Source organism: Allobosea sp. RIT-PG3_2 (assembly GCF_057321085.1).
Map to the genome: position 1 here is coordinate 951,531 of NZ_JBXWCA010000001.1, position 18,493 is coordinate 970,023.

The following is an 18,493-nucleotide window of genomic DNA, read 5'->3' on the forward strand; positions in this document are numbered from 1 at the left end:
CGGGCATGACGTTTCGGCGCCTCACGCCGTGGCGCCGGCCTTCACCAGCTTATAGGTGATCGAGTCGACCAGCGCCTGAAACGAGGCGTCGATGATGTTGGCGCTGACGCCGACCGTGGTCCAGCGCTCGCCCGTCTCGTCGCCAGATTCAATCAGCACGCGGGTGACTGCATCGGTACCACCCTGGAAGATACGGACCTTGTAGTCGACGAGGCGCAGGCCCCCGATCAGCGACTGGTAGCGGCCGAGATCCTTGCGCAGGGCGATGTCGAGCGCATTGACCGGGCCGGCATCGCCTTCGGCGGCCGAGATCAGCACGTCGTCACCGACCTTCACCTTCACGATCGCCTCGGAAAAGGTGACGAGCTCGCCCAGCGCATTGTAGCGGCGCTCGACATTTACCGCGAAGCGCTCGACCGCGAAATAATCCGGCACCTCGCCGAGGATGCGCTTCACCAGCAGGAAGAACGAGGCATCGGCTCCCTCGAAGGCGTAGCCTTGTGCCTCCTTGTCCTTGACCTCCTGCAGCACCCGGTTCAGTCGCGGGTCGTCGCGGCCGAGCGTGACGCCGATGCGCTCGAGTTCGGCGACGAGGTTCGACTTGCCGCCCTGATCGGAAACCAGGACCTTCCGGGTGTTGCCGGTCGCCTCGGGGGCGACATGCTCGTAGGTGCGCGGGTCCTTCAGCACCGCCGAGGCGTGGATGCCAGCCTTGGTGGCGAAGGCCGAGGCGCCAACGAAGGGCGCGTGGCGATTCGGCGCCCGGTTCAGCATCTCGTCGAGGGCGCGCGAGACATGGGCGAGGTCGGCGAGCTGCGCATCGCTGACGCCGAGTTCAAAACGGTCGCGATAGCGCTCCTTCAGCTTCAGCGCGCCGATCAGCGTGACGAGATTGGCGTTGCCGCAGCGCTCTCCCAAGCCGTTGAGCGTGCCCTGGATCTGGCGTGCGCCGGCCTCGATGGCCGCCAGCGAATTGGCGACGGCGCAGCCGCAATCATCATGCGCGTGGATACCGAGATTGTCGCCCGGCACGGTGTTCGTCACCTCGCGGACGATGGCGCCGACCTCGTCCGGCAGCGTGCCGCCATTGGTGTCGCAGAGCACGACCCAGCGGGCGCCGGCCTCATAGGCCGTGCGGGCGCAGGCGAGCGCATAATCGGGATTGGCCTTGTAGCCATCGAAGAAATGCTCGCAGTCGAGCATCACCTCGCGGCCGGCCGCCTTCGCCGCCTCCACGCTCTCGCGGATGCCGGCGAGGTTCTCCTCCAGCGAGATCTCGAGCGCGACATGGACGTGGTAGTCCCAACTCTTGGCGACGAAGACGATGGCGTCGGCCTTCGCCTCCAGCAGCGCCGCGATGCCGGGGTCGTTCGCCGCCGAGCGCCCTGCCCGCTTGGTCATGCCGAAGGCGGCGAACTTCGCCTGCTTCGTCGGCTTGTGCTCGAAGAAGGCGGTATCGAGCGGGTTGGCGCCGGGATAGCCGCCCTCGACATAATCGACGCCAAGCCGATCGAGCAGGGCGGCGACGGCGCGCTTGTCGTCGAGCGAGAAATCGACGCCGGTGGTCTGGGCGCCGTCGCGCAGCGTCGTGTCGAAGAGCTGGACGCGAGCGCCCGTCATCGCTCGCGCCGGAGCTTGAAGCGAACGACGCGCGGCACGACCATCGCCAGCATGACCAGCTTGATGGCGAAGGAAAGCGAGCCGGCAGGGCGGATCTTCGGGCTCATCGCTTCACCTCCCAGGTGGTCGTCGGCTCGCCAGTTGTGGCTTCCTTACCGTCCTTCAGCGCGATGCCCATGACGGCAAGTTCGTCGCGGATGCGATCGGATTCGGCGAAGTTCTTCGCGCGGCGGGCTTCGAGGCGAGCGGCGATCAGCCCCTCGACCTCCGATGCGACGGCAGTGCTGACAGCCGCCACCTCCGGCAATCGGATGCCGAGCAGATCAAGTCCAGCCAGCAACGCCGGCAGGTCGTCAGCCTTACGTAGCGCATGGAGCTCAGCGAGAACACGGGCCGTGTTGAGATCATCGGCCAGTGCATCGAGCAGTTCCTCAGAGGGCTTGGACGCCTCGGTGTCCTGTGCCATCTCGGCCCAGTCCTGCAAGGTCCGCTCCGCCTCCTCCAACGCCCTCACCGTCCAATCGATCGGCTGGCGGTAATGCGTCTTCAACATCGCGAGGCGCAGCACTTCGCCCGGCCATGCCCGGCCGCCGAAGGTCTCGGTCGCCAGCAGTTCGTTGATGGTGACGAAGTTGCCGAGGGACTTCGACATCTTCTCGCCTTCGACCTGCAGGAAGCCGTTATGCATCCAGATATTGGCCATGCGGGCTGAGCCCTCCCCGCCGCCGAAGGCGCAGCAGGACTGGGCGATCTCGTTCTCGTGGTGCGGGAAGACGAGATCGATGCCGCCACCATGGATGTCGAAGACGTTCTTGGCCGGGTCGTCGCAAGCAAGCCCGCCGCCGAAGGGCGTCAGCAGCTTCGCCATCGACATGGCCGAGCACTCGATATGCCAGCCGGGGCGGCCGGGCGTGGCGATGCCGGCCGGGGACGGCCAGCCGGGGTCGATGCCATCACGGCTCGGCTTCCACAGCACAAAATCCATCGAGTCGCGCTTGTAGGGCGCGACGTCCACCCGCGCGCCGGCCAGCATCTCGTCGAGCGAGCGGCGGGCGAGCGTGCCGTATTTCGGCGCCTTCGTCAGATGGGAGACCGCGGGCACATGGAACAGCACATGCTCTTCGGCGACATAGGCGACGCCGCGCGCGATCAGGCGCTCGATGATCGCCTTCATCTCCTCGATATGCTCGGTCGCCCGTGGCTCGCTCGTTGGGCGCAGGTTGCCGAGCCCATCCACATCGGCGTGGAACTGCGCCGTCGTGGTCTCGGTGACCTTCGCGATCGCCTCGTTCAGCGGCAGGCCGGGGAAATCGCGGGCGGCGCGCGCATTGATCTTGTCGTCGACGTCCGTGAGGTTGCGGGCATAGGTGACGTGATCCGGCCCATAGATGTGCCGCAGCAGCCGGTAGAGCACGTCGAAGACGATGACCGGGCGGGCATTGCCGATATGGGCGTAGTCGTAGACCGTCGGGCCGCAGACATACATCCGCACATTCGACGGATCGATCGGCGCGAAGTCCTGCTTCGTCCGCGTCAGCGTGTTGTAGAGCCTCAGGGTCGGCGACATCGGGGCTAAATCCTGAAAACGAACGAAACGGCGAAAAGCAAAAAACGACCTGGCCGCTGGCCGGGGCGCTTTTGTCGGTTCGTTTTCAGGACGAGGACGTGAGCAGCCGGCCAGCGAAAGCTAGCGGCAAATAATGCAAGGGCTGTTGATGGCGGCTCGCGTCATGGGAAGAACTGATTGCCTTTCCGCAAGCTTTCCGTCAAGAGGGCGGCCGATTGCTGCAATGCAGCATTGCACCAAGGTTGCCGCGCTTCATTCAAATTTAACCGGCCGGAACCATCATCCCGATTCGCGGGTTCTCCGCCGGTCGTCACCAGGAAACTCAATTCATGCGCCGCGCCGTGGCCTTCGTCGGACTGCTGGGGATCGTTGCCGCCGGCATCTCGCTCTCGGTGATGCCGTCCAGCCGCTCGGTGGCCGCCGCCAACGAGCCGCGCACCTTCCTGATCCCGGCCAGCGACGGCTACGGCGTCGCCGACTGCATCTCCACCAAGGCGGAATGCGGCAAGATCGTCGCCACCGCCTGGTGCGAATCCCAGGGCTTCGGCAAGGCGGTCGCCTTCGGCGTCGCCGACCGCGAGGATTTCACGGGCACGGTCGCGCGGCCGAGCCCGACGCAGGTGGCCGAGCAGCCGCTCAGCATCACCTGCAGCGATTGATCGCCCTTCCGCTCACTTGATCCACTCCGAGCATTTCGGCGGTTCGCCGGATGCGCCCCAGGGCATGATCGGCACGGTCGAGGTCGAGTTCTGCGGCGAGCCGTCGATCAGCTTGTCGGTATAGACCAGATAGACCAGCACGTTGCGCTTGGCGTCGCAGCCGCGCACGATCTGCATCTTCTTCCAGACCAGCGAGCGGCGCTCGCGGAAGACGACATCGCCCTGCTCCGCCTTCTCCTTGAACTTGATCGGGCCGACCTGGCGGCAGGCGAGCGAGACCTCGGAAACTTCCTCGGCCACGCCGAACATGCCGGAAACGCCGCCCTTCTCGGGCACGGTGTAGTGGCAGGCGACGCCATCGATGATCGGATCGTCGACGCCGTAGACGGCGAGCTTGTCGTTCGGGGTCAGCATCTTCCAGACCGTCGACTTGCGGAAGATCAGATCCTCCTGCGCCGTGGCCGGCGACAGCATCATTCCTGATAGGGTGAGGGCCAGCACGGCCAGGACCCAACGACGAAGCAGCATTCCCATTCTCCCGGCGCGTTCCAGCTCGGCGCCCGGCAGGATATGGGAAGCCCGCAGGCACTGCACCAGAGTTCTGCTGCACCAGAGTTCTGAGGGTGTGCGCTGTCGCCTCATCGAGAAGGATCGCTTCGTGCTGCCAGAACTGGAAAGCGAGAGACTGCTGCTGCGCCCGCGCCGGCTCGACGACATCGATACTATCGCCCGCATGAACGCCGATCCGCAGGTGATGCGCCATATCGCGGCTATCGGCGATCCGGCGATGGGGCGAGACGCGGTGGCGGCACGCAGCTTCAGCCATGTCGCGCAGGGGCTCGGCTACTGGTCGGTCTTCGCCAGGGCGGACCCGGCCGAGTTCACCGGCTATGTCGGCCTCATTCCGGATGGCGAGCCCGTGGACGATGTCCAGCTCAGCTATCGCTTCGAAGTGCGCCACTGGGGCAAGGGCTATGCCGGGGAAGCAGCGATATGCCTGCTGCACCATGCGTTCGGCACGCTCGGTTTCCCGGCGATCGCCATCACGACCCATCCGCTCAACAGCGCCTCGCTGCGTCTGGCGGAGCGGCTCGGCTTCGAAGCCGAGCCGTCCGACCCCGATATCCTCATCGGCGAACCGGCGGTGCCTGCCGCCCGTCTCAAGCTCACGCTTGGCGATTGGTTGAAGCTCAGCTCGCCAGAGGCTTGAAGACGAGATAGGCCGCGACGAGCGCGCCGACGACGCCGAGCGCGAAGAGGACGAGCTTCAGCCGCGTCATCGCGCTGGCGAAGGCGACATTGCCGCCATCGACCTGGGGGTAACGGTCGAGCAGGCGCGCCACAGCGAAGTTCTCGGCGACATCGCAGAGCCCACCGAGCAGCCAGCCCCCGCCGCAGAGCGCCGCCACCCACCAGGGCTGCCCGCGCATGCCGAGCCCGACGATCAGCAGCGCGCCGACGATCGCATAGGTGAAGGCGCAGGCGACATCGGCCGGCAGCACGCGGTTGCGGTAGCGGGCGCGAATTTTCTCGCCATAGAGCGAGAACAGCTTCTCGACATCGGCGACGTTGTAGCCATCCCAGTCGCTCTCCAGCATGCGCGGCACGCCCTGCCGGTTCGACCAGAAGCCGACCGCCCAGAACAGCACCACCACCAGCACCGGGCCCCAGATGAAGAAGGCGAGCGGTATGGTGGTCGAAAAGAACGGCACGGTCTCGGTCATGGCATCTCGGCTCTCGCGGCAGACATCGGCGCTTCCGGATCAGGTTATCCGGCGCGCGGGCCGCCGCCAAGCACGGCAAGCCCGCCTTCCCGGCTCAGAGCAACTCTTCCGGTGGAAGCAGGTCGAGGCGGCGCAGCTCGACGCGCGTCTGCTGCGAGTCGAACAGCAGGAAATACTCGTCGAGCTGCGGCGGAGGGACTTCGGTGCCGGCCAGCATCGCATGGGCCTGGCCACGATGGTGGATCTGATGCTGGAAGAGATGCGCCAGCAGGTCGTCGATCCGCTCCTCGATCGCGCCATGCTCGCCGCGGTCGGTGGCGACGGTGGAGCTGAAAGTGGCGTCCGTGAACCCGTCGCAGACGGCGATCAGGCGGCGGTCGGCCACGGTCTGCGCCTGGAACAGCCCGCTCAAGTCGAAGGGTCGGAAGCGCTCGAACACCTGCCGGCCAAGCCCGCCGCGTTCGAGCGCGTCGATGTAATAGAGATCGACCATCAGGTTGTGGTTCAGCGTCTCATGCAGCGAGGGGAAGAAGCTCGTGCGCGTCGCCGTGAACGCCTCGTCGCCGAGCCGCATGCAGGCCGAGAGCAGCCGCCAGTTCGCCCAGGCGTTGTTATGCGCCATCTTGCGGAAATGGGCGCTCAACGGCCCATGGCGGCCCGCGCTCTCAGACATCGCGCGGCTTAGACATGAGGCAGGATCTCCTGTTCGATCGCGCCGAAGATCGAATGCCCGGCGGCATCCTTCATCTCGATGCGGACCGTGTCGCCGAAGCGCAGGAACGGCGTCTTCGGCTCGCCCTGGTGAATCGTCTCGACCATGCGCTGCTCGGCGATGCAGGCATAGCCCAGCCCGCCCTCCGCCGCTGGCCGGCCGGGGCCGCCATCGGAATCGCGATTCGAAACCGTGCCGGAGCCGATGATCGTCCCGGCCGAGAGGCGCCGCGTCGCGGCGGCGTGGGCGACGAGCGTGCCGAAATCGAAGGTCATGTCGACACCGGCATCGGGCTTGCCGAAGAGCGTGCCGTTGACCTGCGCCAGCAGCGGCAGGCCGAGCTTGCCGTCCTGCCAGGAGGAGCCGAGTTCGTCCGGCGTGACCGCGACCGGCGAGAAGGCCGAGGACGGCTTTGACTGAACGAATCCAAAGCCTTTCGCCAATTCGCCGGGAATCCGATTCCGCAGGCTCACATCGTTTGCGAGCATGATGAGCCGGATGTGCCCGAGCGCCTCGGCGCGGCTCGCACCCATCGGCACATCACCGGTCACGACCGCGATCTCGGCCTCGAAATCGATGCCGTCCTCCTCGCTGCGTGCCAGCACCGGCTGGCGCGGGCCGAGCGTGACGTCGCTGCCACCCTGGTACATCAATGGGTCGGTCCAGAAGCTCTCCGGCATGGCCGCGCCGCGCGCCTTCCGGACGAGATCGACGTGGTTCACATAGGCCGAGCCGTCGAGCCACTGATAGGCGCGCGGCAGCGGCGCCGCGCAATGGTGCTCATGAAAGCGGAAGGACGGCACCGAGCCGTGCTCCAGACTCTCGGCAAGGTCTGCCAGACGCGGAGCATGGCGCCCCCAGTCGTCCAGTGCCGCCTGCAAGGTCGCGACGACGGGAAAGGCGTCGGTCGCCCGCGTCAGGTCCCGCGAGACGACGACGAGGCGGCCATCACGGCCATGCGAGAGCGAGGCAAGCTTCATCTCTTTTCATTCCTTCGCGGACGCGCCAATAAGGACGCAACAAGCCTTCGGGAGGAGACCATATGGAACGTCGCAGCTTTTTGAAAACGGGGGCGCTCGCCGCCGCGGCGACTTCGGTCGCGATGCCGGCGATCGCGCAGTCCCAGCCCGAGGTGAAATGGCGGTTGACCTCGAGCTTCCCGAAGTCGCTCGACACGATCTTCGGCACCGCGCAGCAGTTCTCGAAATACGTATCCGAGGCGACCGACGGCAAGTTCGACATCCAGGTCTTCGCACCCGGCGAGATCGTGCCCGGCCTGCAGGCGCTCGATGCCGTCTCCTCCGGCACGGTCGAATGCGCGCATTCCCCCACCTATTTCTACATCGGCAAGGACCCGACGCTCGGGCTCGGCACCGGCATCCCCTTCGGCCTCAATGCCCGCCAGCAGCATAGCTGGTGGTATTTCGGCGGCGGCGAGCAGATCGTGAACGGCGTGCTCGACCGCTTCAATGCCTATTCGATCCCCTGCGGCAATTCCGGCTGCCAGATGGGCGGCTTCTTCCGCAAGGAACTCACTGGTCTCGACGACCTCAAGGGGCTGAAGTTCCGCATCGGCGGCATGGGCGGCGCGGTTCTCGCCAAGCTCGGCGTGGTGCCGACGCAGATCGCGCCCGGCGACGTCTATCCGGCGCTGGAGCGCGGCACGATCGACGCGGCCGAGTTCGTCGGCCCCTATGACGACGAGAAGCTCGGCTTCATCCGCGTCGCGAAATATTACTACTACCCCGGCTGGTGGGAGGGCGGCGCGATGCTGCACCTGATCATCGGCAAGGATGCCTGGGCCAAGCTGCCGAAGCACTACCAGGCCATCGTCCAGAACGCCTGCGAAGCGGCCAACAACTGGATGCTGGCGAAGTACGACTTCGTGAACCCCGGCGGCCTGCGCCGGCTGGTCTCGCAGGGCGCGCAGCTGCGCGGCTTCCCGCTGCCGGTCATGGAAGCGGCGCTCAAGGCGGCCGAGGAGTATTACGCCGAAACCAGCGCCAAGAGCCCGGACTTCAAGAAGGGCTACGATTCGATGGTCGCCTTCCGTGGCGAGAACCTGCTCTGGTGGCAAGTCGCGGAGCTGTCCTACGACTCGTTCATGAACAGGCTGAAGGCGCGCTGAGGCGCGCCTGCTCACCGCCATGACAACGAAACCGCCAGCATCCGAGCCGGAAAACCAGGCGCTCCATCTGGAGCGCTTCCTGCCCTATCGCCTCAACGTCGTGGGCACGCTGGGCGGCCGCGCGCTCGGGCGCATCTATGGCGAGCATTTCGGCATCGGCATCCCGGAATGGCGGGTGGTGGCGCAGCTCGGCGAGTTCGGCAAGCTGACCTCGCGCGACATCGGCGAGCTCGCCCAGATGCATAAGACCAAGGTCTCGCGCGCGGTCACCGAGCTGGAGAAACGCGGCCTCGTCTCGCGTGCGGAGAACCGGCAGGACCGGCGCGAATCCTTCGCGACGCTGACTGCCGCCGGCCGACGCATCTACAACCAGATCGTGCCGCTGGCGCTCGGCTTCGAGGCGCGCTGGCTCGAGGGCATCGCGCCCGACGAGCTCAAGGTGTTCGAGCGCGTGCTCTCGACGCTGACAGAGCGCGGCCGCCACCTCGCCGGCAACTATCGTGACGAGGACGGGGCGTAGCGGCTGCGATGAACCACGTGGGCGCCGTCATGCTCGGGCTTGACCCGAGCATCTCGTGACGCCGAGGCTCCTCGCCGCTCTCGGCTGAGATTCTCGGGTCAAGCCCGAGAACGGCGCGCATTCCCGCCGCGCCCTCAAAAATACCGGGCGAGATTCTTCCTGATCCGCGGCAACGGGTCTTCGCCCTTCGGGGGATAAGCGAAAGCCGTCCCCGTGATCGTCTCGTAGGCGCGGACATAAACCGCCGAGGTCTGGTCGATCAGCTCCTGCGGGATCGGCGGCAGCTCTTCCTTGTAGGGGTCACAGCGGGCCACGACCCAGTTGCGGACGAAATCCTTGTCGAAGGATTCGGGCTTCTCGCCGGCAGCGAAGCGGGCCGGGAAGCTTTCGGCGAACCAATAGCGGCTCGAATCCGGCGTATGGATCTCGTCGGCCAGGATGATGCGCCCCTCGGCATCCGTGCCGAACTCGTATTTGGTGTCGGCGAGGATCAGGCCACGCTCGCGGGCGAGCTTCTGGCCGCGCGCGAAGAGCGCGAGCGCGTAGCCTGAAACCGTGTCCCACTGCTCCTGCGTCAGCAGCCCGCCCTCGACGATCTGGCGCTGCGACAGCGGCTCGTCATGCCCGCCGTCGAAGGCCTTGCTCGTCGGCGTGATGATCGGCTGCGGCAATTCCTGATTGTCGCGCAGGCCGTCCGGCAGGGTGATGCCGTACATCTCGCGCTGGCCCTGCTTGTAGAGCGTCAGGATCGAGGTGCCGGTCGTGCCGGCCAGATAGCCGCGGACCACGATCTCGACGGGCAGGATCTCGAGGCGCCTGCCGACCACGACATTCGGATCCGGATATTCCAGCACATGGTTGGGGCAGATATCGGCGGTCTGCTCGAACCAGTAGCGCGCCGTCTGGGTCAGGACCTGGCCCTTCAGGGGAATCGAGGCGATCGCACGGTCGAAGGCGGAGAGCCGATCGGTCGAGATCAGGATGCGACGCTCGCCCGGGAGATCGTAGTTCTCGCGGACCTTGCCGCGATAGTAGTTCGGCAGCTCGGGGATGACGGCTTCGTGAAGAGGCAGATAGTCGGACATGGGCGGGCTTGCCTCATTGGCGGAACACGAGGACGGGCGCCGGCAGCGCCGTTCAGGCTGCCCTTCTAGCGAAAGCGGGAGTTTTCCACCACCGCGCCGCCGCGCCCGTCCCCGGATTGCTGCCACGGCCCGAATATGGCATGCGAAGCCTCCAACAGGAGCCAAGTCCGCGGCGCCCCGACGCAGGCCGCTCCATAGTTCCGTCGTGTTTGGCGGGTGTTCTTGGACAGAGTCGGCTTGCCGGCTTTCGACAATGGATGGCGTGACCCGACCTGCGATGATTCTGCGACTTTCCAGACGTTTCGGTATGGCGCTGCTGGCGCTGGCGGCTCTGAGCGGGCCTGCCGCGGCGCAATCGCCGTCCTGCGACGCCTGGCGCTCGGAACTCGAAAGCCTGCAGGGCCGCAGCGGCGGCGATCCGCGCGCCGCACAGGCGGCCCAGCGCGTGGGCGCCCAGCTTTCGCAGCTCACCGGCCAGTATCGCGCCATGGGCTGCGAGCGCGCGTTCGGCATTTTCGATTCGGGCCCGCCGCAATGCGGGGGGATTCGCGCTCAGCTCGGCCAGTTGCAGTCACAGTATACGGCGCTGCAGCGCCAGGCCCAGGGCGGCGGCGTCGAACAGCGGCGCGCCCAGCTCGCCGCCGCGATCAACAACAACTGCCGGGCCCAGCCGCGCGGCTTCTTCGACACGATCTTCGGGATCGAGCCGCGCCGCGGCGAAATCGATTCGACCCTGCCGGAGCTCGACCCGGAGCAGCCTGTCGAGCCCGAGAAGCCGCGCCTCGGCGGCCCGCAGACGGTTTGCGTCCGGACCTGCGACGGCTTTTTCTTCCCGCTGACCAACAACACCGGCAATGCCGACGAGATGTGCCAGGCGCTCTGCCCCGGCGTCGAGACGACGGCTTTCGGCATGAGCACCGGCGGCGATATCCAGAACGCGGCCTCGCGCTCGACCGGGCAACCCTATTCCTCGCTGGCGAATGCCGGAAAATACACGCGTAGCTTCGATGCCGCCTGCACCTGCCGGGGCCAGGGCGAAAGCTGGTCGGCCGCTCTCAAGAACGCCGAGTACCTGCTCGACAAGCGCAAGGGCGACGTGATCCTCAGCGAGCAGCGCGCCGCCGAGCTCTCCCGTCCGAAGCTCGACCCGAAAGCCGATGCGAAGCGGCGGGCCGGCACCCAGCCGGCACCGGCGGCGCAACCGGGCGCCACGCCGGATGCCGCCGAGGACAAGCCGATGCCCTCCGAGAATTCGCCGACGGCGGGCACCGAGTCCGCCGGCGTCGGCCCGAGCATCGTCGACGAAAAGGTGCTCGACAAGAAGGACGGATTGAAGAGCGAATCCCGCAGCGTCACCGGCGAGCGGCGCTCGGTGCGCATCGTCGCGCCCAACCTCGCACCGAACCTCAGCCCGCAGCTCGTTCGGCCCTGAACCGACAAAGTTCCATGCGCCAAACGCAATTGCGGACGCATCGCGACGGCGTGCCGGCCGCTGGACGCATGCCGAAAACGGACGCATAAAAGGGCTCCCAAGCCGCCCTTCGGGAGGCCGCCAGACCGCCTCCACGGCCTTTCGGGTCGCGCGCTCGCCTCTGACGCTCCCCAGCTGCAGAAGGCCGCCATGTCCGATACGACCACCACGCCACATCCCCATCCGATCGAGATCGACGATGCGAAAAGACGCCTCAAGGCGATCTTCATCGGCTCCGTCGGCAACCTCGTCGAATGGTACGATTTCTACGCCTACACCGCCTTCGCGCTGTATTTCGCGCCGCATTTCTTCCCCTCGCACGATCCGGTCGTGCAGCAGCTGAACGCCGCGACGCTGTTCGCCGCCGGCTTCATCGTGCGGCCGATCGGCGGCTGGCTGTTCGGGCATCTGGCTGATCGTTACGGGCGGCGGCTGTCGCTGATGGTGTCGGTCCTGATGATGTGCTTTGGCTCGCTGATCATCGCCTTCACGCCGACCTATGCGACGATCGGCTTCGCCGCCCCGGTCCTGCTGGCCCTGGCGCGCATCATCGAGGGCCTCAGCCTCGGCGGCGAGTATGGGGCGAGCGCCACCTACCTCACCGAGATCGCGGACCCGGAGCATCGCGGATTCTATTCGAGCTTCCAGTACGTCACGCTGATCGGCGGACAGCTCACCGCCATCCTCGTGCTGCTGCTGCTCCAGAACGTCTTCCTGACGCATGAGCAGCTCGTCGCCTGGGGTTGGCGCATCCCCTTCGTCATCGGCGCGTTGCTCGCCGTGACCGCGATGTTCATGCGGCGGCATATGCAGGAGACCGAAGCCTTCGAGGCGGCCAAGGGCACGATGAAGCGCGAGAGCTCGCTCAAGGGCCTGATGAAATATCCGCGCGAGGTCGCTATCGTGGTCGGCCTCACCGCCGGTGGAACGGCCGCCTTCTACACCTTCACGACCTATATGCAGACCTTCGTCAGACAAACTGTCGGGCTCTCCGACATCGTGACGACCTATGTCATCGCCGGCTCGCTGATCTTCGCGGCGATCCTGCAGCCGATCTACGGCCTGATCTCCGACAGGATCGGCCGCAAGCCGATGCTGATGTTCTTCGGCCTCGCCGGCACGCTCCTCACCGTGCCGATCCTGACCACGCTCGCCGGCACGAAATCGGCGTGGATGGCTTTCCTGCTGATCTGCGGCGCCTGGATCTTCACCGCCGGTTACACCTCGATCAACGCGGTGGTGAAAGCCGAGCTGTTCCCGACCGCGATCCGCGCCACCGGCGTCGCCGTGCCCTATGCGGTGACGGTCTCGATCTTCGGCGGCACGGCGCCGGCCATCGCGCTGTTCTTCAAGCAGCAGGGCCATGAGGAGTGGTTCTACTACTACCTCGCGGGCGTCATCTTCCTGTCGTTCCTGGTCTATTCGACCATGCGCGACACCAAGCACAGCTCCGCGATGCACCGCCACGAGTGAGGGAATGCGGGAACGTCATGCTCGGGCTTGACCCGAGCATCTCGGAAACCAGTGCCTCTCCTGCATGAGATTCTCGGGTCGCCGCTGCGCGGCGCCCGAGAATGAGGGTCGGAGGGTCCTCAGGCGCTCTCGCCGGCGAGCCGCTGCAGCGCCTTCTCGCGCCCGATCAGCGGCAGCAGCGCGGCCAGCTCCGGGCCGTGGTCCAGCCCTGTGAGGGCCTGCCGCAGCGGCATGAACAGCGCCTTGCCCTTGGCGCCGGTCGCGGCGGCTACGGCCTGCGTCCAGCTCTTCCAAGTCGTGGCATCGAAGGGCTCCTGCGGCAGCAAGCCGGCCGCCGTGGCCGCGAAGGGCTGATCCGCGATCACGGGCGTCGCCGGTCCCTGGACGACCTGCCACCACTGGCCGGCTTCATCGAGCTTCGCAAGATTGCCCCGCACCGCCAGCCAGAAGGCCTCGCCGTCGATACCGAGCGCCGCCAACCGCCCCGCCACGGCGGCGAATGGAAGCTGGTGGAGCGTGCGGGCGCTCAGCACCGCCAGCTCGTTCTCGTCGAACTTAGCCGGCGCGCGCGAGACATGGGAGAGCTCGACGAGGCCCGCGAGTTCGTCGAGGCTCGACACCGGGCGCACCGCGTCGGAGGTACCGACCATCGTAGCCAGCGCCGCGACGGCCAGGGCCTCGACACCGCCGTCGCGCAGGCCGCGCAGGGAAAGGTGACCAAGGCGCTTGGACAGCCCCTCGCCGCTCGCGGTCGTCAATAGGTTGACGTGTGCCATGGTCGGCAGCCCAGCACCGAGCGCTTCGAACATCTGGATGTGCATCGCCGTGTTGGTCACATGGTCCTCACCGCGGACGATGTGCGTGACACCCGTCTCGATGTCGTCGACGACAGACGGCAGGTGATAGAGGTAGCTGCCGTCCTCGCGCACCAGCACCGGGTCCGAGAGCGAGGCGCAATCGACATGAGCGGCGCCGCGCACGAGATCGTCCCAGGTAACCTCACGCGCCTCCAGCAGGAAGCGCCAGTGCGGCTTGCGCCCCTCGGCTTCGAAGGCCGCCTTCTGCTCGGCAGTGAGCTTCAGCGCAGCGCGGTCGTAGATCGGCGGCAGGCCGCGGGCGAGCTGGCGCTTGCGGCGGCGGTCCAATTCGTCGGCGCTCTCGTAGCAGGCATAGAGACGACCGGCTTGGCGCAAACGCTCTGCTGCCGCCTCGTAGATCGGGAGGCGCTCCGACTGCCTGATGACGAGATCGGGCACGATGCCGAGCCAGCCGAGATCCTCGGCGATGGCATCGGCATATTCCGGCTTCGAACGGGCGACGTCGGTGTCGTCGTAACGCAGCAGGAAACGCCCGCCATGCCGGCGGGCGAACAGCCAGTTGAACAGCGCCGGCCGGGCGTTGCCGATATGGAGATAGCCGGTGGGCGACGGCGCGAAGCGAACCAGGGGCGATGTGGCGACGAGCGATGTCATGAGGCGGCTTATGGCGCGTTTGCAGGCAGGCGACAATCGCGTCGTTTGCCCGGCTTCCGCACCGTTAACCCGGTATTAGGGTTACCAAGGCATGAATCATCGCCGAGCAGGGTGAAACGGATGGAACCGGACCGCTGCTCGGGGAGATCAGGATGCGTATCCGTTCCATCGCGCCTGCATGCGCGGCCGCTGCCCTCGCGACAGGTGTTCTCACAGCCCCTGCCCTTGCGGCTGATTATCCGGTGCTGCGCGGCTCTCAGATCGAGGATGCCCCGCCAGCGCCCGATCTCGGCATCAACTGGTCGGGCTTTTACTTCGGCGGATTCGGCGGGCTGAGCGAGACTCGCTTCCGTACGGACAAAGGCGTCCTCGACATCGCCAACGGCAACTTCAACGGCACAGTCGTGCTCGGCGAGATGGACCCCGGCCAGCTGGTATTGACGCCGGCACGGAACGATCGCGGACCGACCTATGGTGTGTTCGCGGGTTATAACTATGCATTTGGCGATGTCATCCTCGGTTTCGAGGCCGAATATTCCCGAGTCGATCAGGAAACGACGGCGTCCACGCTCGAGGGTCGTCGACTATCTTCGGGCGATGTTTATATCGCCTCTGTACAAAACGCCCGGCTGAACGATTATTTCAACGCTCGCCTCCGCTTCGGCTATGCCTACGGGCGATTGATGCCGTACTTCACGATCGGCGCGGCAGCCGGACGCTTCGACACCAACATCGCCGTCGCTTCCGACTGGCGCACACCGGCTTCCAACTACACGACGAGCTATTTTGGCTGGCCCCGCGTAATCGGGGGCGCAAAGAAAGACGTCTGGGGGTATGGCTGGTCTGTCGGCGGCGGCCTCGAAGCCGCACTCACAGAAAACCTGATCGTACGCGGCGAATATCTCTTCACCAGCTTCAATGACGTCGAAGGCGTGACCGTGAACGTCAACACCGCCCGCGTCGCAGCCGCCATCAAATTCTGACTTGTTTCTCCAACGAAAAAGGGCCGGTGCGATCCGCACCGGCCCTTTTTCGTTTCAGCCTGGCTTCAGTTCACTCGGCGGCCTCGACCTCCGGCCGGGCGCGGCCGGAACGCTCGCGTTTGACCAGCTCGGCCACCAGGAAGGCCAGCTCAAGCGCCTGCTCGGCATTGAGGCGGGGATCGCAGACCGTGTGATAGCGGTCGTTGAGATCCGCATCGGTCATGCCGCGCGCGCCGCCGGTGCATTCGGTGACGTTCTTGCCGGTCATCTCCAGATGCAGGCCGCCGGCATGGGTGCCTTCGGCCTGATGGACGGCGAAGAAGTTCTTCACCTCGGTCATGATCAGGTCGAAGGGACGCGTCTTGTAGCCACTCGCGGCCTTGACCGTGTTGCCGTGCATCGGATCGCAGGACCAGACGACATTGCGCCCTTCCCGCTTGGTGGCGCGCACCAGGGCCGGCAGGTTGTCGAACACCTTGTCGGCACCGAAGCGGGCGATCAGCGTCAGGCGGCCCGGCTGGTTCTGCGGATCGAGCACCTCGATCAGCTTGAGCAGGCCGTCGACCGTGGTCGAAGGACCGCATTTCAGGCCGATCGGGTTCTTGATGCCGCGGAAGAACTCGACATGGGCGTGGTCGAGCTGGCGCGTACGGTCGCCGATCCAGACCATGTGGCCGGAGGTGTCGTACCACTCGCCGGTGGTCGAATCCGTGCGCGTCATCGCCTGCTCGTAACCGAGCAGCAGCGCCTCGTGGCTGGTGTAGAAGTCGGTCGTGCGCATCTCCGGATGGGTTTCCGGATCGATGCCGATGGCGCGCATGAAGTCGAGCGCCTCGGTGATGCGCTCGGCCACTTCCTGGTAGCGATGCGAGGACGGGCTGTCCTTGACGAAGCCGAGCATCCAGCGATGCGCGTTGTCGAGATTGGCATAGCCGCCCGTCGCGAAGGCGCGGATCAGGTTCAGCGTCGCCGCCGACTGCCTGTAGGCCTCGAGCTGGCGGCGCGGATCGGGGATGCGCGCATCGGCCGTGAAGGCGATGTCGTTGACGATGTCGCCCTTGTAGCTGGGAAGCTCGACGTCGCCGATCTTCTCGTTCGGCGCGGACCGCGGCTTCGCGAACTGGCCCGCGATGCGCCCGACCTTCACCACCGGCGAGCCACCGGCAAAGGTCAGCACCACGGCCATCTGGAGAAAGAGCCGGAAGAAATCGCGGATATTGTCGGCCGAATGCTCGGCGAAGCTCTCGGCGCAGTCGCCGCCCTGCAGGAGGAAGGCCTCACCGGCCGCGACCTTGCCCAACGCCCGTTTGAGCTTGCGCGCCTCGCCTGCAAAAACGAGCGGCGGAAAGCCGGCGAGCTGCTGCTCAACCGCCTTCAAGGCTGCCTGGTCCGGATATTCCGGAATCTGCTGGGCGGGCATGGCCCTCCAGCTCTCTGGCGTCCACCGCTCGGACATGGGACTACGTGCTCCTGCTCATTGAAATCGCGCGTGGTTACCTCTTCGTGGCGCGAACGCGCGGCTATACACCCATGGCGCCGGAATAGCCACAGTCCGGTCAGCGCGCGAAACGGGCGCGATCCGACTCTATCGGATATCGAAAAGTCGATTCAATTCAGCGAGATGCCATCAGTCGTTGATGTTGCGGAAGAGCAGCCTCGCAGATTGATTCAACGCTGCCGAAACCGGCAGCGCCCTGCCCCGCGCTAGCCGGCGCGCGGCGTGCGCATCGTCACGAGTTCCTCGGCCGCGCTCGGATGCAGGGCGACGGTGCGGTCGAAATCCGCCTTGGTCGCGCCCATCGTCACGGCGATGGCGACAGCTTGGACGATCTCTCCGGCGTCGTGACCGAGGATGTGAACGCCGAGCACCCGGTCGGTCTTCACATCGACGACGAGCTTCATATAGATGCGCTCCTGCCGGCCGGAGATCGTCGCCTTCATCGGACGGAAGCCGGACTCGAAGATCCTGACGTCGTGCCCGGCGGCCATAGCCTGTCCTTCCGACAAACCGACCGTCCCGACCTCCGGCGTGGTGAAGACCGCCGAGGCGATGGTGGCGTGGTCGACTATCCAGCGTTTGCTGCCAAAGATGCTGTCGGCGAAGGAATGACCCTCGCGGATGGCGACGGGCGTCAGGTTGACGCGGTTGGTGACGTCACCGACCGCGTGGATCGACGGCACACTGCTGGCGGAGGCCGCGTCGACGACGATCTCGCCGAGCGGGCCGAGCTCGACCCCTGCCTGCTCCAGGCCAAGGCCCTTCGTGTTAGGCCGGCGTCCGGTCGCGACCAGGACGACGTCGGCGTCGATCGGCGTACCGCTGGCGCAATGGGCGCGGCGCGTTCCGTCCGCCAGTGCCTCGATGCGCTCGATCGTGCAGCCGAGGCGGAAGGTGATGCCGGCATGGGCGAGCGCATCGCGCAGCCGCGTGCGGATGTCCTCGTCGAAGCCGCGCAGGATGTTGTCGCCGCGATGGAGCAGCGTGACCGCAACGCCGAGCCGGGCAAAGAGGCTGGCGAATTCGAGCGCGATATAGCCGCCGCCGACCACGAGCATCCGCTTGGGCAAGACCGGCAGGTGGAAGACCTCGTTCGAGGAGATGCCGAGTTCGCCGCCGGGGATCGGCGGATCGAAGGAAGGCCAGCCTCCGGTCGCGACGAGGATGTGGCGGGCGCGGATGATCTGGCCGCTCTTGGCCAGCCGCACGCTGTGCGGCCCCTCGACGACAGCGCGCTCCTCGCGAATCTCGACCTTCGCCCCTTCCAAGCCCTTTCGATAGAGGCCGGAAAGCCGCGTGACCTCGTTGGCCACTGCATCGCGCAGGGTCGGCCAGTCGAAGGACGGCCTGGTGCCCAGCGTCCAGCCGAAACCCGCCGCATCCTCGAAATCCTCGGCGAAGCGGCTGGCATAGACGAAAAGCTTCTTGGGCACGCAGCCGCGGATCACGCAGGTGCCGCCGATCCGATCCTCCTCCGCGATCATCACCCGGGCGCCGTGGCCCGATGCGATGCGTGCTGCCCGCGTGCCGCCGGAACCGGCACCGATGACGAAGAGATCGACGTCGAAATCAGCCATGATA

At 66.2% G+C, this 18,493-nt stretch carries 17 protein-coding genes; 7 read left to right on the forward strand and 10 right to left on the reverse strand.

Features of this window, described 5'->3' with window-relative positions:
• Positions 1–21: 21 nt before the first annotated feature.
• Together cimA and cysS are read right to left on the reverse strand one after the other, a co-directional pair.
• The gene (gene cimA / locus AC2FAN_RS04305) at positions 22–1,620 is read right to left on the reverse strand and encodes a citramalate synthase (protein ID WP_265052640.1); all 1,599 of its coding nucleotides are present in this window, start codon (positions 1,618–1,620) and stop codon (positions 22–24) included.
• A gap of 103 nt (positions 1,621–1,723) precedes the next feature.
• Entirely contained in the window at positions 1,724–3,187 is a 1,464-nt protein-coding gene (gene cysS / locus AC2FAN_RS04310; protein ID WP_485172827.1) for a cysteine--tRNA ligase, read from the reverse strand.
• A gap of 329 nt (positions 3,188–3,516) precedes the next feature.
• Between cysS and AC2FAN_RS04315 the strand changes: the two genes are divergently transcribed.
• A complete protein-coding gene (locus AC2FAN_RS04315; protein WP_265052638.1) occupies positions 3,517–3,846 on the forward strand; it encodes a hypothetical protein in 330 nt (109 codons plus the stop codon).
• Between the two features lie 12 nt (positions 3,847–3,858).
• On the opposite strand, the gene AC2FAN_RS04320 is transcribed toward AC2FAN_RS04315, so the two are convergent.
• A complete protein-coding gene (locus AC2FAN_RS04320; protein ID WP_485172828.1) occupies positions 3,859–4,374 on the reverse strand; it encodes a CreA family protein in 516 nt (171 codons plus the stop codon).
• A 130-nt stretch (positions 4,375–4,504) separates the two neighbouring features.
• Between AC2FAN_RS04320 and AC2FAN_RS04325 the strand changes: the two genes are divergently transcribed.
• On the forward strand, positions 4,505–5,056 hold the full coding sequence (locus tag AC2FAN_RS04325; protein ID WP_485172829.1) for a GNAT family N-acetyltransferase: 552 nt from the start codon (positions 4,505–4,507) through the stop codon (positions 5,054–5,056).
• On the opposite strand, the gene AC2FAN_RS04330 is transcribed toward AC2FAN_RS04325, so the two are convergent.
• The 3 genes from AC2FAN_RS04330 to AC2FAN_RS04340 form a co-directional block, all read right to left on the reverse strand.
• The gene (locus AC2FAN_RS04330; protein ID WP_485172830.1) at positions 5,037–5,570 is read right to left on the reverse strand and encodes a hypothetical protein; all 534 of its coding nucleotides are present in this window, start codon (positions 5,568–5,570) and stop codon (positions 5,037–5,039) included. The genes AC2FAN_RS04325 and AC2FAN_RS04330 overlap by 20 nt on opposite strands.
• 94 nt (positions 5,571–5,664) lie before the next feature.
• The gene (locus AC2FAN_RS04335) at positions 5,665–6,243 is read right to left on the reverse strand and encodes a DinB family protein (protein ID WP_265052635.1); all 579 of its coding nucleotides are present in this window, start codon (positions 6,241–6,243) and stop codon (positions 5,665–5,667) included.
• A gap of 8 nt (positions 6,244–6,251) precedes the next feature.
• Complete coding sequence (locus AC2FAN_RS04340) at positions 6,252–7,262, reverse strand: fumarylacetoacetate hydrolase family protein (RefSeq protein WP_485172831.1); 1,011 nt, start codon at positions 7,260–7,262, stop codon at positions 6,252–6,254.
• Between the two features lie 62 nt (positions 7,263–7,324).
• Between AC2FAN_RS04340 and AC2FAN_RS04345 the strand changes: the two genes are divergently transcribed.
• Together AC2FAN_RS04345 and AC2FAN_RS04350 are read left to right on the forward strand one after the other, a co-directional pair.
• Positions 7,325–8,410, forward strand: coding sequence for a TRAP transporter substrate-binding protein (locus AC2FAN_RS04345; RefSeq protein WP_265052633.1), 1,086 nt, complete (start codon positions 7,325–7,327; stop codon positions 8,408–8,410).
• Between the two features lie 19 nt (positions 8,411–8,429).
• On the forward strand, positions 8,430–8,930 hold the full coding sequence (locus tag AC2FAN_RS04350) for a MarR family winged helix-turn-helix transcriptional regulator (protein ID WP_485172832.1): 501 nt from the start codon (positions 8,430–8,432) through the stop codon (positions 8,928–8,930).
• 134 nt (positions 8,931–9,064) lie between these two features.
• Here the strand turns inward: AC2FAN_RS04350 and AC2FAN_RS04355 are convergent, their stop codons facing one another.
• Positions 9,065–10,015, reverse strand: coding sequence for a phosphoribosylaminoimidazolesuccinocarboxamide synthase (locus tag AC2FAN_RS04355; protein ID WP_485172833.1), 951 nt, complete (start codon positions 10,013–10,015; stop codon positions 9,065–9,067).
• A gap of 277 nt (positions 10,016–10,292) precedes the next feature.
• On the opposite strand from AC2FAN_RS04355, the gene AC2FAN_RS04360 reads away from it, so the two are divergent.
• Entirely contained in the window at positions 10,293–11,447 is a 1,155-nt protein-coding gene (locus AC2FAN_RS04360) for a DUF2865 domain-containing protein (RefSeq protein WP_485172834.1), read from the forward strand.
• Between the two features lie 189 nt (positions 11,448–11,636).
• Positions 11,637–12,959, forward strand: a complete 1,323-nt coding sequence (locus AC2FAN_RS04365; RefSeq protein ID WP_265052629.1) for an MFS transporter — start codon at positions 11,637–11,639, stop codon at positions 12,957–12,959.
• Positions 12,960–13,078: 119 nt separating this feature from the next.
• Here AC2FAN_RS04365 and gltX read toward each other — a convergent pair whose 3' ends face one another.
• Complete coding sequence (gene gltX / locus AC2FAN_RS04370; protein WP_485172835.1) at positions 13,079–14,431, reverse strand: glutamate--tRNA ligase; 1,353 nt, start codon at positions 14,429–14,431, stop codon at positions 13,079–13,081.
• 152 nt (positions 14,432–14,583) lie between these two features.
• Here gltX and AC2FAN_RS04375 point away from each other — a divergent pair, with 152 nt between their 5' ends.
• Positions 14,584–15,414 (forward strand): outer membrane protein, encoded by an 831-nt coding sequence (locus AC2FAN_RS04375; RefSeq protein ID WP_265052627.1) that lies wholly within the window; start codon positions 14,584–14,586, stop codon positions 15,412–15,414.
• A gap of 70 nt (positions 15,415–15,484) precedes the next feature.
• On the opposite strand, the gene AC2FAN_RS04380 is transcribed toward AC2FAN_RS04375, so the two are convergent.
• On the reverse strand, positions 15,485–16,870 hold the full coding sequence (locus AC2FAN_RS04380) for a class II 3-deoxy-7-phosphoheptulonate synthase (RefSeq protein WP_265052626.1): 1,386 nt from the start codon (positions 16,868–16,870) through the stop codon (positions 15,485–15,487).
• Positions 16,871–17,118: 248 nt separating this feature from the next.
• Positions 17,119–18,489: a glutathione-disulfide reductase gene (gene gor, locus AC2FAN_RS04385; RefSeq protein ID WP_485172836.1), complete on the reverse strand. Its 1,371-nt coding sequence runs from the start codon at positions 18,487–18,489 to the stop codon at positions 17,119–17,121.
• Positions 18,490–18,493 lie beyond the last annotated feature (4 nt).